Raw genomic sequence first — 15014 nt, 5'->3', positions numbered from 1 at the left:
AGCAAGACATGTATTTGACGCAGTCCCTACAGCGGGCATTACAGCAGCGTCCCCACGCGCCGTTGACGGTGTGTGGCAACCGGCAACGCAGCGTTGCCGAATCGGTCGGTCGCATAGCACGCCTGGCTGGCGCGTTGACCGCTCTTGGGGTGAGACCCGATGATCGGGTTGCCATGCTTGGCCTCAATTCCGACCGCTATCACGAATACCTGTTCGCGGTACCGTGGGCGCAGGCGGCCGTCAATCCGGTCAACATTCGGTGGAGCCCGGTCGAAATCGCTTATTCACTTCAGGATTCGCAATCCAAGGTGTTATTGGTCGACGACGCATTCACCGCCGCGGTGCCAGCTATCCGCGCCGCCGGTGCGGAGCTGTCGACCGTCATCTTCTGCGGTGACGGCCCGTGCCCAGCCGGCATGCTTGACTACGAACAGCTCATCGCGAGTGCGGAGCCTATCCCCGACCCACGCAGAGGTGGGGATGCGATGTTCGGCATCTTCTATACCGGCGGCACCACCGGACACCCCAAGGGCGTTGCGCTTAGCCACAACAACGTATTAACCTCGGGGTTGGGCAGCGTGGCCAGCGGTCATTTCCTCAGTGACAGCGGCCGGATCCTGCACGCCGCGCCGATGTTTCATCTCGCCGCCATCGGCATGTGGATCGCTGGCGGGTTGGCCGGAAGCACCCATGTGACGATACCCTTCTTCACGCCGAACGGAGTCGTAGAAGCTGTCCGACAGCACCAGGTCACCGACTTACTTTTAGTACCCACCATGATTCAGATGTTGGTCGACGATCCATTGACTGCGTCAACTGATCTTAGTTCGCTGCGCCACATCCTGTACGGCGCCTCTCCCATATCTGACGCGCTGGTGGAACGTGCCGGAAAAGCACTGCCGAAAGCGGTTTTCAGCCAGGCCTATGGCATGACTGAGTTGGCCCCCGCGGCAACCCTCCTGGCACCTGCAGATCACGCCGATCCTACGCTGCGCCGGTCGGCAGGGCGAGCACTAGCGCACGTCGAAGTGCGAGTGGTTGATGCCGACGACAACGAACTGCCGCACGGCGAGGTCGGGGAAGTGGTGGCGCGTGGTGACAACGTCATGCTCGGCTACTGGAACCGCCCCGAAGAAACAGCCGAAGTACTTCGCGGTGGCTGGATGCACACCGGTGATATGGGACGTATGGACGACGCTGGATATCTGTTCATTATCGACCGCCTCAAGGACATGGTCATCACCGGCGGCGAGAATGTGTACTCCGCCGAGGTGGAAAACGCTCTGGCCAGTCACGCCTCGGTCGCCATGGCCGCGGTGATTGGTGTTCCGGACGCACAGTGGGGGGAACGAGTACACGCAATCGTTGTGCTGCATCCAGGCCACAAAGCCGACCAGAATGAGCTGCGCGAGCACTGCCGGATATCTATCGCCGGATACAAGGTGCCACGCACTATAGAGTTTGTCGCCGAACTTCCGATGTCGGGCGCGGGTAAAGTACTCAAACGTGAACTGCGGGAACAACAGTAGGAAGCCACCAACGGCAGCACCACTTGACTACCGGCGGGGAGGCCCTCGTGGACGATAGGCGGTCCGCGGCCGGCACTCCCGCGCGGGGAACACGCCCACGAAACCGTCGACAGTTAATCCTCGACGCAGCGACGAGCTTGTTTGCCGAGCGCGGCTATAACGACGTTGCAATGGGTGACGTAGCAGAAGCTGTGGCCATCGGACCATCAGCGCTATACCGACACTTCCGCGGCAAACAAGACCTGCTGACCGCAGTCATCACCCAAGCAATCGGACAGGTCGAAGCAACTGTGGCAAAAACGGACTCGTCGCTGCCCGCAGCGCTGGCGACCGTAGCGGTCACGCAACGCGACGTCGGTGTGTTATGGCGCCGCGAGTCACGCCACCTCACAGCGCACGACTACGACGCGGTTCGCAAACTGACCCGCCGATTCGGCGACCGAGTGGCCAAGAGGATTCGCGACTTTCGGCCAGAACTCAGCCCCGCCGAAAGCCAGATACTGGCATCGTGTGCGATCAGTGTGTCCAACAGTATTGCCTTCCACACCCTGACGCTCCCGGAACCAGCCTTCACCAAACTGATAACCGAGCTCGTCAAGGTGCCTCTACAGGCAAGGGTGGATTTTTCCGACGTCCGGAGCCCGTCATCTCCGGGAGCCACTCATTCGCGGCGCGAGGGAATCCTGGCCGCCGCTGCCGCTCTCTTCGCGGACCGCGGGTACGCCGGAGTGAGTGTCGACGACATCGGCGCGGCAGTGGGAATCGCAGGGCCCAGCGTCTACAACCACTTCGCTGCAAAGGCAGATATCTTGTCGGCCATCATATTCCGCGGGAACGAATGGCTATGGATGAACTTCAACCAAGCTGCAGCCACCGCATCTGAGCCCGCCGACGTACTGCGCGCGGTGATCTGCAGCTATCGGGATTTCGCCTTCGACAACCCGCATATCGTCCGAATTCTCCTGTCGGAGATGGCGCAACTACCCACAGACGACCGCAAACGCAGCAGCCACGCGCAACACGCCTACATCGACGAATGGGTGCATATAGTACGGCAACTACGCCCAGACTGGCCCATAGCCGAGGCCCGAATCAGGGTGCAGGCCTGCCAAATAATGATCAACGACTTCGTGGTGACACAGCGACTGCGCAACCAACCAGGAGTCTCGATGGTGCTGAGCGATATCGGCTTCGCACTGCTTGGCCTGCACGATTGAATCACTCCAGGTTTAATGGAGAGCACTTGGGTCTGCTGGGTCTGTTGCACGAGTTGGTGACAGCTTCTGGTCGTCCATGCAGATCGAACTCTTAGACCGCCAAAAAAAAATGGAAACCCCGCGTCGAGCTGGCCAACGCGATCTTCGACTACATCGAGATCTTCCACAACCGCCAACGCCGCCACTCAGCGCTGAACTACCGCACCCCAATCGAACACGAACTATCCTTCACCCACGACACCCTCACCGCCGTCAGTTAGCCACCACGACTGGAACCCAACAGGTAGGGCAGGTCAAGATGTCACCTATCCATGCATCAGACCCCTTTCCATTTCGATGAGGTACGCGTCCGGCCCGCGGACACCACGTTCCCGGGCCAGAGGGCGCTTCGGGTGGGCAAGCTCGACGTCGAGTTGCATGAGCTCGGTCCGGCCCACACCGTCGGAGATGCGATCGCCTTCCTCCCCGAACACAAGGTGCTTTTCTCCGGCGACTTGCTGACTCACGCCATCGTGAAAGTCGTCTGGTCGGGTTCGATCCCCAACTGGATCGCCGCGTTGGAGCGTATCCGCACCTTTGGCGCCAAAACCGTTGTGCCCGGCCATGGTCCAGTGCTGGCCGGCGCCGAGATCGACGCGGCCATCGATCGCGGCATCGCGTTCTGGTCGGATTTACACGAGCAAGCGAACCGTCTCTACGACCTGGGCACCCCCGTCGAGGACGCCGCAGCCCGCATGGACGTCACGAAATATCCTGAAGCGGCGGTCACCTTGCCGATCATCATCGCCGCGATCTACCACGAATGCGACCCCGAAATCCCTTTCCAAAGCCTCACCCAGGCACTGGAATCCATCTCAGGTCAGCTCGCCGAGGCCGCAGCCGGTCCGAGGTAGAAGCAAGTCCAGTCAGCCCGCCGCGTTGGTACGCAGCGGCGGGCATTGCCCTTCGGTATCCGCGGTGAGCTCGTAGTGCCACTTCTCGTTGGCGAAGACCTGACACAGGCCAAATTGCGTGCTGTGGGCCAGCATCCACCCGTAGGCCGACGCGGGGCCGATGTCGACGGCCTTGCCCTGCACATGATGCGATTCATCGGGAGTCGCCACCCACTGCCGAGCCACCGCCAGGCTTCCATATGTCTGTACCGCGTCATCGAGTAACTGCTGCTGGAAAGCCCGCGACCGCCAGCCCGACGTGATCACAAGTGTCACACCGTCGACCTCCGCACTATTGGCGGCATCCTGGACAGCGCGCAGCAGCGGAGGGTCCAGCCTGATGATCGCTAACGACGTGGTATCGAATGGGCTTACCGGACCAGACAATGCTCCCCCGTCCGGCTCCTCGCCGAGCGTGCCGGACGAAGGAGGCTGCGGGACAGTCGTCTGGGCCGTCACCAGGACAATGCCGGCCACCGCATCCGAGTGGCCGCCCACGGCCGGCTCGGCGGCGTGGAATGCCGACAGGGCGAGCGTCGCGGCGATGGCCACGCTCACGACAGCGCTACGCGACATCTGGCAAGGTCCGGTCACGAGCGGTGTGGCTCGTCCTCATCATCGTCGTCGACGTCGAATTGCTCGTAGGTCTCTTCGGCCGAGGGATGGTGGTGCGCCGCGGTGGCGACCTCCTTGAGGCTCACCGCGGCAGCGGCAGAGGAAGAGGTCTCCGACACCCGTGGGATCACAGATGTCTCACTTGGATCAGCTTCCGCCACATCGGCTTTCGCGTGACTCTCGGCGGAACCAGCAGAACGATCCTCGGAATCCTCGGAATCCGTACCTTCGGGCTCGCCCTCGCCTGCCTCGGCGTCCCGGTCGGACTCCTCGTCGGATTCCAGTGCACCGGCATGCCGGTCCCGGATCGCGTCGATGATCATGAGCACCACGCCGACGGCGGCCGCGGCGATACAGACAAAGGCAAGAACCTCATTACTGGTGACTACCGCTGTCACCAAGGCCGCCAGACCGACTGCGGCCAATACCAGTGCGACGATCAGCATCGCGAATCACTCCTCATACGTGCCGCGAGCATAGACCGATCTAGATCAGTAGTTGTTCCCACGGTTGAACTGACCGAAACCGGCTTCCTTGGATGCGTTTTCATTCGAGGCGCCCGCATCGACGGGTGCCGCCGAACCGCGCTGGCCAAGCTCCTCGAGCTGAGACTCCAGGTAGGTCTTGAGCCGGGTGCGGTACTCGCGCTCGAATGTACGCAACTGCTCCAGACGACCTTCCAGCACCGTACGCTGCTGATTGATGGTGCCCATGATCTCCGAGTGCTTGCGCTCGGCATCGGATTGCAGGGCATCGGCCTTCTCCTGCGCCTGGCGCAGCTGGGTCTCGGAACGGGTCTGGGCATCCGAGAGTAGCGCCTCGGCCTTGGACCGTGCCTCGGTGACCGTCTTATCGGCGGTGGCGCGGGCCTCGCTGACAATCTGGTCCGCATTTGCGCGAGCATCGGCGAGCAGCTTTTCCGACTCGGACTTGGCGTTCCCGGTCAGACGGTCCGCGGTGTCCTGCGCCAGACCCAAGATCTTGGCCGCGCGGACGTGGTGTTCCTCGGTCGACGCCGCGACGGGAGCGGCGGCCACCACCGGTGCCGGCGTGGGCTCGGGCTTAGCGGGCTCCGGCTTCTTCTCCGGCTTGGGCGCCTCGTAGACGGGGGCGGCGCCGCCACCCTTGCGTGCCTCGACCAGCTCCTGGTCCAGCTCCTGAACTCGCTGACGCAGATCCGAGTTCTCCTCGATCAGGCGGGCCAGCTCGTTCTCCACCAGGTCGAGGAAGGCGTCAACCTCATCCTCGTTGTATCCGCGCTTACCGATGGGTGGCTTACTGAACGCGACGTTATGTACATCAGCTGGTGTAAGCGGCATTGCCTGCCCCTATCAAGTCTCGACGTCTGGAATCGTATTGCAGTGTAAAGCGAACGTGGCGTCTCACTGTAACTGGCGTCCATCCTGTCACATCCGACCCGCCGGTCGCAGCAGAGCTTGTTAAGTATCCCTCTGACGTGCATAAAAATACTCTGAGGCTTTGGATATGACGCGCATTCGTATCCAGATCGATGTGAGTTGAATACCGAAATTCAGCGTCGCTGGAGGCTTAGCCAGCGGCCATCAGGAACGCCACCCGCATGCCAAAGAATCCGACCAAAAGCAACAAAGTAATGGACAAATCGAATCGCACCGCGCCAAGGGAGAGGGGTGGAATGAGGCGGCGCAATAACCGCACCGGAGGGTCGGTGACCGTGAAGATGAGCTCCAGAATCACCACGGTGGCGCCTCGCGGGCGCCAGTCACGGCTAATGGACTGAATGGTTTCGATCACTATGCGAGCAAACAGCAGCAAACAGAAAAGCAGAAGCACATAGCCAATGATCTCAAAAAACAGTGCCAAGGGATCCCTCATCAACCAAGCGTGAAAACCACGCGCGGGCTTTCTCGTAACAACAGTCGCAGCCTACCGGCAGGCCCCACCGGACCGCCTGTCACACAACGAAACCCCTGGGCGGTGCCACAGGTGCCACAACTAGCAACCGATAGTTGCGATGTAGGGAGAGGCATGTCATACGAAAGCATCGAGCGCGAGCTGTACATCGACGCGCCACCGCAGGTCGTCTTCTCCGTCATCAGCCGCCCGGAACATATGAAGCAATGGTGGCCGGACGACGCCGAGTGCGCCCCGGCTCCGGGCGCCCGGGGCCAGATGTCCTTTCATGGCGAGGAACCGGGTGAGGTCCATGCCTACGGCCTGACGCTCGTCGACGTGGAGCCGCCACGGCTGTTCTCATTCCGTTGGTGTTATCCAGAAGGGCACGTGGCGAACGACGGGAATTCGCTACTGGTGACATTTGAGCTCGCGCCCTCGGGCGCGGGCACGCGGGTGCGCATGACCGAAGTCGGCTTCCGGGACCAGGGACGCACTGAGGCCGAGGTCATCGAACAGTACGAGTCGCATGAGGAAGGCTGGGCGCAGCACCTGCCCCGGCTGGCCCCCTGTGTGGGCAAGCTGGCAGCGCGGTCATGACAGCGGCAATCGACGACGACCTGTGGGCGGCGGGCGGTGATCCGACCCGGCGACGGGTCTTCGACCTCATCCTCAACGACGGCGTGGCGACAGCCACGACATTGAGCGACCGTCTGCCGGTCACCCGGCAGGCCGTGACCAAACACCTTGCGGTACTCGACAAGGCGGGCCTGGTCCACGCCACCTCCCAGGGGCGGGAGAAACAGTATCGTGCCAACGGCGAGCAAGTCGCCCGCATCGCCGAGCAGCTCAGCGCCGTGGGATCGCCGCCTGGAGCGAATAAAGCACCTCGCCGAGACCATAGGCAACATCATGAAAACACCCCCGATCGTGTCGGCGCCGGAATGGGACATCGCATACCAGTAGATGCTCGTCGAAGAGAAGGCGTTCACCCGGGCGCGTGACGCGTTGGCCGCCAAACGACGGCGCATGCCCTGGACAGAGGTAGATGCCTCTTATCGGTTCGAGGGCCCCAGGGGTCGGTGAACCTCCTCGAGTTGTTCCAGGGTCGCCGTCAGCTCATCGTGTACCGCGCCTTCATCGATCCCGGCACCGGAGACTGGCCCGCACACGGATGTACCGGCTGCTCGTTGATGGCCGACCACATAGGCAACCTGGCGCACCTGAACGCGCGCGACACCACACTGGTCTACGTCTCGCGCGGGTCCCAGACCGACCTAAAGCGGATCAAGAACCGGATGGGATGGCAAATCCCTTGGTAAACAATAGTTCCCGAAAGCACCTTCGATCGGGACCTGGGTGTGCACGACTGGCATGGACACAATGCGTTCATCCACGACGGTGACCGTGTGTACCGCACCTATTTCATCAACAACCGAGGCGACGAGGCGTTCAACAACACCTGGACCTTCCTCGACATGACGGCGCTGGGCCGCCAGGAGACATGGGAGGACTCCCCGCCGGACTACCCCCAGTCCCCCGCCTACGAGTGGTGGGACTGGCATGACGAGTACGGATCGCATGAGCCGTCACGATGGTTCGGCGACCCGGATCCGGACGATCCGAATGATCCGCGGCCTGTGAAGGCCTGTCACTAAAGCGAATTCGGGCGAGAAGATGCATTCCGCATCTTCTCGCCCGAATTCATCAGAGGTCTACTGGTAGGAGTAGAAACCGCTCTCGGCGATCCGACGGCGCTCCTCGGCGCTGACATCGATATCGGCCGGAGACAGCAGGAAGACCTTCGTCGCCACCTTGTCGAACGAACCGCGCAACGCGAACGCTAGTCCGGCCGCGAAATCCACCACGCGCTTGGCATCGGCGTTGTCCATCGACACCAGGTCCATGATGACCGGGGTGCCGTCGCGGAAACGCTCACCGATGGTGCGGGCCTCGCTGTAGTCCTTGGGACGCAGCGTGGTGATCTTCGACAACGGGCTTCCTTCTTCGAAGATGGCGGCGCGGCGCGGATCCATGGCCAGCGCGCCACGGGTGGGGGCGCTACCCCTCAATGAGCCCAAACGCGGTGCCGGACGGTCGAACTCGCGCGGCGCCGGGTGGCGAGTGGCAAACCGGTCTTCCTCGGCGTAACCACCGGGGCCACCCGAACGGTAGCCGGGCTCGTCGTAGCCGTACTCGGCATCGTCGGCAAACCGCTCGCCACGACGCGGGTACCGGCGATCCTCGGCGGACGCGCGCCGGGGCGCATGAGCGTCGACGTCGTCGTAGTACTCGTCGTCATAGTCGTCCATGGGAGCCATGCCGAAGTAGGCCTTGACCTTGTGCAGCGTGCTCATCGCGTGACCTTCCGTGCGTGGGCTATATGGAGTTCAGTTGTTCGCTCGGTCTCTATTGCTGTGTTGCAAATGTGACTGGAGTGACGATCTACCGTGACGTTAGCGGTCGCTGCCCCATCAGCGCCGTTCCGACACGCACACAAGTGGACCCATATTTAATGGCGGTCTCCAGGTCGTTGGACATTCCTGCCGATAAGCGATTCGCCTGCGGATAGCGCCGCCGAACACGTTCGTGTTCTTGCTGGAGCCGACGAAAGGCCTGGTCGGTATCCGCCTCACGAGGAGGCAGAGCCATCAATCCGGCAAGCTCGAGATGCTCGCTGGCGACTACCTGCGCGCACAGTTCGTCGACTCCGGCCAGGTCAGCGATATCCACTCCGCCACGAGCGGTATCGCCATCGAGGCTGATCTGGAGGTACACGTGCAGTGGCTCGCTCTTCTCCCCCGCCGCGCGCGCCGTGTCCAGCGCGGCCACCAGCCGTGGATTGTCCACCGAATGCACCGAATAGGCCCAGTGGGCAACCGATTTCGCCTTGTTGCGCTGCAGATTGCCCACCATGTGCCATTGGATGTCCGCGTGGCCCACCTCCGCCACTTTGGCGGCGGCCTCCTGATCCCTCGATTCCCCGAACGCGCGACAGCCCAACGAGTACAGCTCCTGGACGTCGGCCGCCGGGAAAAACTTGGTGACGGGCAGCAGTTCAATCTCTTGCGGGTCGCGATCAACAGCCTCGGCGGCAACGCGGACTCGCTCTCGCACCGCGGCCAGTGCGGTGCTCAGCTCATCGGTGCGCGTCATCAACTGAGCCAGATCACCGAGGCCAGCCGTCCGGTGCGAGGCTCCCGGCGATAACTGAACAAATCCGGGTCCTCGACCGTGCAGCGCGGGTCGATGTCGATGGCCCTCACACCCAATCCGGAAAGCTGCCGGGCGATTCCGGCCCGCAGATCCAGGCCCGGCGTGCCTGCGGCGGTGGTAGTGCGACTCCCCGGCAGCGCCGTCTCCACATCCGCGGCCATATCGGCCGGCACCTCGTAATACCGGCCGCTTACCGCCGGCCCGAGAAAGGCCGAGATACGTTCCACCCGAGCGCCGGCCTCCACCATGGCTTCGATGGTGCGCGGCACGATGCCGAGTTTCGCGCCGACCCGTCCGGCATGGGCGCCCGCGACGACTCCCGCGCTCGCATCGGCGAACAGCACCGGGACGCAGTCCGCGGTCAGGACCGCGAGCGCGATGCCGGGTTCGGTGGTCAACAACGCGTCGGTCTCCGGGATAACCGATGTTCCGGGCCCCTCGACGCGGTGCACATTGTCACCGTGAACCTGCTGCATCCAGATCAGACGATCGTCCGGCAAGCCCAGCGCACTCGCCAGGCGTGACCGGTTGGCAGCCACCGCATCGGGGTCGTCACCAACGTGATCACCGAGGTTGAAACTGTCGAAAGGTGCGCGCGACACACCACCGCGCCTGGTGGTGGTGACACGTCGAACTCGAAAACCCATACGTCAGAGGGTAGTTCGTCGGTTGAGTAGCAAGCCGTCAGCGTCGCATGAAGGGGGGCACATCGACGTCGTCCTCATCGCCGCCACCGAGCGTCACCGTAGACCCGTTGGTGTCCCTGGGCAGGCTCTGCGCATCGATGGTGTCGAAGATGCTGGTCCCGTTGGCGCGCGAGCCGTTGACCTCGCCGGCCTTGCCCGGGGCAACGGTGCCAGGGGCCGCGGTGCCGCTGATCGGCTTGCGACTGGGGCCGCCGGCGTCGAAACCGGCGGCGATGACGGTGACTCGCACCTCGTCGCCGAGTGAATCATCGATGACGGTTCCGAAGATGATGTTGGCTTCGGGGTGCGCCGACTCCTGCACCAGCGAGGCCGCTTCGTTGATCTCGAACAGACCCAGGTCGCTGCCACCGGCGATCGACATCAGCACGCCCTGAGCACCCTCCATCGAGGCCTCGAGAAGTGGTGAATTGATAGCGGTCTCGGCGGCTTTGAGTGCCCTGCCGTCGCCACGTGAGGACCCGATACCCATCAACGCGCTACCGGCGCCGGACATGACGCTCTTCACGTCGGCGAAGTCGACGTTGATCAGACCCGGTGTGGTGATGAGGTCGGTGATGCCCTGAACACCATTGAGCAGCACCTCGTCGGCGCTGCGGAATGCGTCCATGAGCGATACCGCGGCATCGCCCATCTGCAGCAGGCGATCGTTGGGGATGACGATCAGGGTGTCGCAGCTCTCGCGCAGCGAGCCAATTCCGTTCTCGGCCTGACCGCTGCGACGCTTGCCCTCGAAGGAAAACGGCCGGGTGACCACGCCGATGGTCAGCGCACCGAGCTTGCGCGCGATGCTGGCCACCACGGGTGCGCCACCGGTACCGGTGCCACCACCCTCACCGGCGGTGACGAAGACCATGTCGGCGCCCTTGAGGAGCTCCTCGATCTCATCCTTGGCATCCTCGGCGGCCTTGCGGCCCACGTCGGGGTCCGCGCCCGCTCCCAGGCCGCGCGTGGAATCGCGGCCGACGTCGAGCTTGACGTCGGCGTCGCTCATCAGCAGCGCCTGCGCATCGGTGTTGATCGCGATGAACTCGACCCCCTTGAGGCCGTGTTCGATCATGCGGTTAACGGCGTTGACGCCGCCGCCCCCGATGCCGACGACCTTGATCACCGCGAGGTAGTTGTGTGGAGGCGTCATGGTCGCCTTCCTCCCTGGTTGCTGCCGTGGTCTGAGTAGCTGGAGCCTCTCTGCAAACTCTCAACCTCTACCTCAGGCTTAGAGTTATGTCAGGTTGTCCCGCTGAAACAGAACGGTAGGGGGCGCGGTTAGCCGCACCCGGGAGGCGCGCCGATGGATCGCTGGATTTTCCCGTGGCTATTTCTGAAAACCGCGAGCAGTCCGGTCGTCTACTTGACCGTGGGCAGATCGGGGCTGGACACGTCGTACATGCGACCGGGCTGCGTAAGCAGGGCCCCCAGCTTTTCCGCCTTCTCTGCGGTGCGGTCGGTAGTCCCCCACACGATGGTGCGACCGTCGTCGAGGGTAAGCGTGATAGACGAGACCGAGGGCGCAGCGATCTTGGCGACCTGTCGCGCCAGGTCCGGTGCCAGCGAGGTGAGGACCTGCAGTGCCACCTTGGTCGTCGGGTCCTGCGGACCCGGAGCCACCACATCCAGCACCGGGATGCCCGGCGGTGGCGGTTCGTTGGCGAAATCCACCCCGTCGCGATCGATGAGGTGCGTCCCGTCGCCGCCCGCCCACGCCGCGACCGGCACCCTTTCGACGATCGTGACGCGCAAGGTGGACGGGTACTCGCATTGCACGCGCGCGCTGGCCACCCGGCGAATGCTGGCCACCCGGTCCGCGGCCGCGGCGGTATCGATCTGCAGCAGCCGCGTTCCCTTGGTGATGTTCAGTTCACGAAGGACGTCCTCTTGGGTGACCACCCCGGTGCCCGTCACCACGGTCTGGCGCACGGACATCAGTGGCGTGAAGTACAGAATCGCGCCCAGCCCCACCGCGATGACGGTGAGCAGCACCGCGAGCAGCAGTGTGTGCAGACCCTGAACCTTCCCACGCCCCGCGCTCTTGCCCTGGTCTACGTGCTTGCCCTTGGCGGCCGCCTTCGCCTCACGCCGCGCCTGCTCCAGGGCGATCGCGCGCCGCTGTGCGTCCCGGCGCTCCATCCGCTCGCGCCTGGCCCGCATCCGCGGCCCCTCGGCGGACTCGTCGTCATCCGCCTGCTCGGCGCCGGCGTCCTCCTCGATCGCCTCGGCGGCGGAATCCTCGATCTCGTCAGACACCGGAGCTGACTCCGCTGCCTCCTCGGAAGTCTTGTCCGGCTCGCTCATTGACCGTTCCTGGGGGGCGGCCAGTCATTGGCACGCGCGCGCAACGCGCGCACGATCTCCTTGCCCTGCAGCGTGACATCGCCCGCACCCATCGTGACCACCAGATCCCCCGGCGCCGTGGCCGCGGCGACATGCGCGGCAACGGTCGACAGGTCTGGCAGGTAATGCACCGGCACCCCGGAGATCTGCTCGACGATCAGCGCACCGCTGACACCCGGCAGCGGCGCTTCGCGCGCCCCGTAGACATCCAGCACGAACACCAGATCGGCAACACTGAGCGCCTCGGCGAACTCCGTCGCGAAAGCTGCCGTGCGGGAGTACAAGTGCGGCTGAAAGACCACGACGGAGCGGCCAAATCCCTGTTGCGCGACGATTCCGGAAACAGCCTGTAGCACCGTACGAACCTCGGTGGGATGGTGCGCGTAGTCATCGAAGACCCGGACACTCTCGACCTGACCGACCAATTCGAATCGGCGGCGCACACCTTCAAATCCGGCCAGCCCATCGAGCACATCCTCGACGGAGGCCCCGATCTCGGCGGCCGCCACCACGGCGGCCAGTGCGTTCAGGGCCATGTGCCGACCCGGCACCGACAATCGCATGGTGCGAGAGGTCTTCTCGCCCGCCAGCTGGATCTGTGCGAACGCTCCGGTGTCCTTGAACTGCCAATCACGCAGCCATCCGGCCACCGGGACGCCCGCGGCATCGGCCTGTTCGACGCTGCCATAGCCACGTACTCGTAGTCCGCGTTCGTGAGCCCGGCGCGCCAACGCCGCGGACCCCGGATCATCCAGACACACCACCAGGACCCCTTCGGGGCCCAACGTTTCGGTGAATTCGTCGAACACCGCGGTATAGGCCTCGACACTGCCGAAGTGATCGAGATGGTCCGCCTCGATGTTGGTCACGACGATGAGATCGGGCCGGTACTGCAGCAGTGAACCGTCACTTTCGTCGGCCTCGGCCACGAACACGTCCCCACTGCCATGGTGGGCGTTGGTGCCGGCCTCGTTGAGCTCACCGCCGACCGCGAACGATGGGTCGTATCCGCAATGCTGCAGCGCCACAATGAGCATGGAGGTGGTGCTGGTCTTGCCGTGCGTTCCGGTCACCATGAGGGTGCGGTATCCGGCCATCAGGTCCGCGAGCACAACCGGGCGCAGCAGGACCGGTATTCCACGCCGATGAGCTTCCACCAGTTCAGGATTCGTCTTGGGAATGGCAGCGTGGGTGGTAACCACCACGGTGGGACCGCCCGGCAGCAGGTCCAGTGCGTCGCCGTCGTGGCCGATATTGACGAGGGCACCGCGGGTACGCAGTGCGAGCACGCCACGAGATTCCTTGGCATCGGAGCCCGACACCTGCGCTCCCCTGTCCAGCAGGATTCTGGCGATACCTGACATCCCGGCACCGCCGATGCCGACCATGTGCACACGGCGCAGATGCTCCGGAAGTGGACCGATGTTCATCGCGATGCACTCCGTCCCTGAGATCGCTGCTGTCGTGCGACATCCAGCGCCACCTGAGCCACCTGCCGTGCAGCGTCCGGATGCCCCGACAGTGCGGCGGCCGACGTCATCTCGGCAAGCTTGCCGGAATCGGAGGCGATCTCGATCACCATGTGTGCCAATGTCTCCGGAGTGAGGTCGCGGTCCGCGACGATGACACCGCCCCCCGCGTCGACGACCGGCAGCGCATTGAGCCGCTGTTCGCCGTTGCCGATCGGCAGAGGCACGTAGATGGCGGGCAACCCCACCGCCGAGACTTCGGCGACGGTCATCGCGCCGGATCGGCACACGGCGATATCGGCCGCGGCGTAGGCCAGATCCATGCGGTCCAGGTATGGCAGGGCCACATATTTGGGGCCGCCCGGAGCATCCCGCGGACCGCCCTGCGGCAGCTCGATCGTATTCTTCGGCCCGTGTGCGTGCAGCACCGAAACCCCCGCAGCGGCAAGCTCATTGGCTGCCGCCGAGACGGCATTGTTCAGGGAGACCGCACCCTGGGACCCGCCGAATACCAAGAGCACCAGAGCATCGTCGTCGAATCCGTAGTGAGCGCGTGCCTCCTGCCGCAACGCGGTGCGATCCAGCGCCGTGATCGATCCACGAACCGGTACCCCGACCACCTCTGCACGGCGCAGTCCCGAGTCCGAGACGGCCGACAACACGCGCTGCGCGCGGCGCGCACCGACCCGATTGGCAAGGCCGGCACGTGCGTTCGCCTCGTGAATGACCACCGGAACACGAGGGCGGCGCAACGGTCCGCGACGCGCCGCCAGATAGGCGGGCAGCGCCACGTAACCGCCGAAACCGATGACAACGTCGGCTCCGACGTTGTCGAACACGGCCCGGGTCTGCCGCACCGCCCGGCGCACCCGCAACGGCAGCCGCACCAGGTCGCCGGTGAGGCGGCGCGGTAGCGGCACCGGCACGATCAGCTCCAGGTCGTACCCGCGGTCGGGCACCAGCCGCGTCTCCAGGCCACGCTCGGTACCCAATGCGGTGATCCGTACGGACGGGTCGATCTCACGCAATGCATCGGCGACCGCCATGGCGGGTTCGACGTGCCCCGCGGTACCGCCCCCGGCCAGTACCACCGAAAGCGGCCGAAGTTCGTCACTCACTCCGGGAGCAT

The 15014-nt window shown here is 64.0% G+C and carries 14 protein-coding genes and 4 pseudogenes; 7 read left to right on the top strand and 11 right to left on the bottom strand.

Features of this window, described 5'->3' with window-relative positions; genetic code table 11:
* Positions 1-8: 8 nt before the first annotated feature.
* The 4 genes and pseudogenes from MSTE_RS09670 to MSTE_RS09655 all read left to right on the top strand — a co-directional run.
* On the top strand, positions 9-1529 hold the full coding sequence (locus tag MSTE_RS09670) for a long-chain-fatty-acid--CoA ligase (protein WP_096500779.1): 1521 nt from the start codon (positions 9-11) through the stop codon (positions 1527-1529).
* Positions 1530-1576: 47 nt separating this feature from the next.
* Positions 1577-2746, top strand: a complete 1170-nt coding sequence (locus MSTE_RS09665) for a TetR/AcrR family transcriptional regulator (protein WP_269458236.1) — start codon at positions 1577-1579, stop codon at positions 2744-2746.
* Between the two features lie 19 nt (positions 2747-2765).
* Positions 2766-3006 (top strand): annotated as a pseudogene (locus tag MSTE_RS09660) (IS3 family transposase); the annotation flags it as partial.
* A 63-nt stretch (positions 3007-3069) separates the two neighbouring features.
* Positions 3070-3639, top strand: a pseudogene (locus MSTE_RS09655) (MBL fold metallo-hydrolase); the annotation flags it as partial.
* A 12-nt stretch (positions 3640-3651) separates the two neighbouring features.
* On the opposite strand, the gene MSTE_RS09650 reads toward MSTE_RS09655, so the two are convergent.
* The 4 genes from MSTE_RS09650 to MSTE_RS09635 form a co-directional block, all read right to left on the bottom strand.
* Entirely contained in the window at positions 3652-4254 is a 603-nt protein-coding gene (locus MSTE_RS09650) for a M15 family metallopeptidase (protein WP_096505665.1), read from the bottom strand.
* A 14-nt stretch (positions 4255-4268) separates the two neighbouring features.
* Positions 4269-4739: a hypothetical protein gene (locus tag MSTE_RS09645; protein WP_096500775.1), complete on the bottom strand. Its 471-nt coding sequence runs from the start codon at positions 4737-4739 to the stop codon at positions 4269-4271.
* A 45-nt stretch (positions 4740-4784) separates the two neighbouring features.
* Positions 4785-5612 carry a DivIVA-like cell division protein Wag31 gene (gene wag31 / locus MSTE_RS09640; RefSeq protein WP_030095511.1) on the bottom strand — a complete coding sequence of 276 codons (828 nt, stop codon included), beginning with the start codon at positions 5610-5612 and terminating at the stop codon, positions 4785-4787.
* Positions 5613-5841: 229 nt separating this feature from the next.
* Entirely contained in the window at positions 5842-6135 is a 294-nt protein-coding gene (locus tag MSTE_RS09635) for a YggT family protein (protein ID WP_096500773.1), read from the bottom strand.
* Positions 6136-6300: 165 nt separating this feature from the next.
* On the opposite strand from MSTE_RS09635, the gene MSTE_RS09630 reads away from it, so the two are divergent.
* The 3 genes and pseudogenes from MSTE_RS09630 (at position 6301) to MSTE_RS09620 (ending at position 7823) form a co-directional block, all read left to right on the top strand.
* Positions 6301-6765 (top strand): SRPBCC family protein, encoded by a 465-nt coding sequence (locus MSTE_RS09630; RefSeq protein WP_096500771.1) that lies wholly within the window; start codon positions 6301-6303, stop codon positions 6763-6765.
* Positions 6762-7131: pseudogene (locus MSTE_RS09625) on the top strand (ArsR/SmtB family transcription factor). Before MSTE_RS09630 ends, MSTE_RS09625 begins: the two are co-directional and overlap by 4 nt.
* Positions 7132-7823: pseudogene (locus tag MSTE_RS09620) on the top strand (DUF899 domain-containing protein).
* Positions 7824-7880: 57 nt separating this feature from the next.
* Here MSTE_RS09620 and MSTE_RS09615 read toward each other — a convergent pair.
* The 7 genes from MSTE_RS09615 to murG all read right to left on the bottom strand — a co-directional run bounded on the left by MSTE_RS09615 (position 7881) and on the right by murG (position 15003).
* On the bottom strand, positions 7881-8522 hold the full coding sequence (locus MSTE_RS09615) for a cell division protein SepF (RefSeq protein ID WP_096500769.1): 642 nt from the start codon (positions 8520-8522) through the stop codon (positions 7881-7883).
* A gap of 88 nt (positions 8523-8610) precedes the next feature.
* Entirely contained in the window at positions 8611-9321 is a 711-nt protein-coding gene (locus MSTE_RS09610) for a YggS family pyridoxal phosphate-dependent enzyme (RefSeq protein ID WP_096500767.1), read from the bottom strand.
* The gene (pgeF, locus tag MSTE_RS09605; protein WP_096500765.1) at positions 9321-10028 is read right to left on the bottom strand and encodes a peptidoglycan editing factor PgeF; all 708 of its coding nucleotides are present in this window, start codon (positions 10026-10028) and stop codon (positions 9321-9323) included. The genes MSTE_RS09610 and pgeF overlap by 1 nt, the downstream gene beginning before the upstream one ends.
* A gap of 37 nt (positions 10029-10065) precedes the next feature.
* Positions 10066-11223, bottom strand: coding sequence for a cell division protein FtsZ (ftsZ, locus tag MSTE_RS09600; RefSeq protein WP_070935032.1), 1158 nt, complete (start codon positions 11221-11223; stop codon positions 10066-10068).
* A 209-nt stretch (positions 11224-11432) separates the two neighbouring features.
* A complete protein-coding gene (locus tag MSTE_RS09595) occupies positions 11433-12377 on the bottom strand; it encodes a cell division protein FtsQ/DivIB (protein ID WP_096500763.1) in 945 nt (314 codons plus the stop codon).
* Positions 12374-13846, bottom strand: coding sequence for a UDP-N-acetylmuramate--L-alanine ligase (gene murC / locus MSTE_RS09590; RefSeq protein WP_096500761.1), 1473 nt, complete (start codon positions 13844-13846; stop codon positions 12374-12376). The genes MSTE_RS09595 and murC overlap by 4 nt, the downstream gene beginning before the upstream one ends.
* The gene (murG, locus tag MSTE_RS09585; RefSeq protein WP_096500759.1) at positions 13843-15003 is read right to left on the bottom strand and encodes an undecaprenyldiphospho-muramoylpentapeptide beta-N-acetylglucosaminyltransferase; all 1161 of its coding nucleotides are present in this window, start codon (positions 15001-15003) and stop codon (positions 13843-13845) included. Before murG ends, murC begins: the two co-directional genes overlap by 4 nt.
* Positions 15004-15014 lie beyond the last annotated feature (11 nt).

Source organism: [Mycobacterium] stephanolepidis, assembly GCF_002356335.1.
GTDB classification, from domain to species: Bacteria; Actinomycetota; Actinomycetes; order Mycobacteriales; family Mycobacteriaceae; genus Mycobacterium; species Mycobacterium stephanolepidis.
The sequence above is the reverse complement of the archived record's forward strand: the minus strand, read 5'-3'. Positions and strand labels throughout refer to the sequence as shown.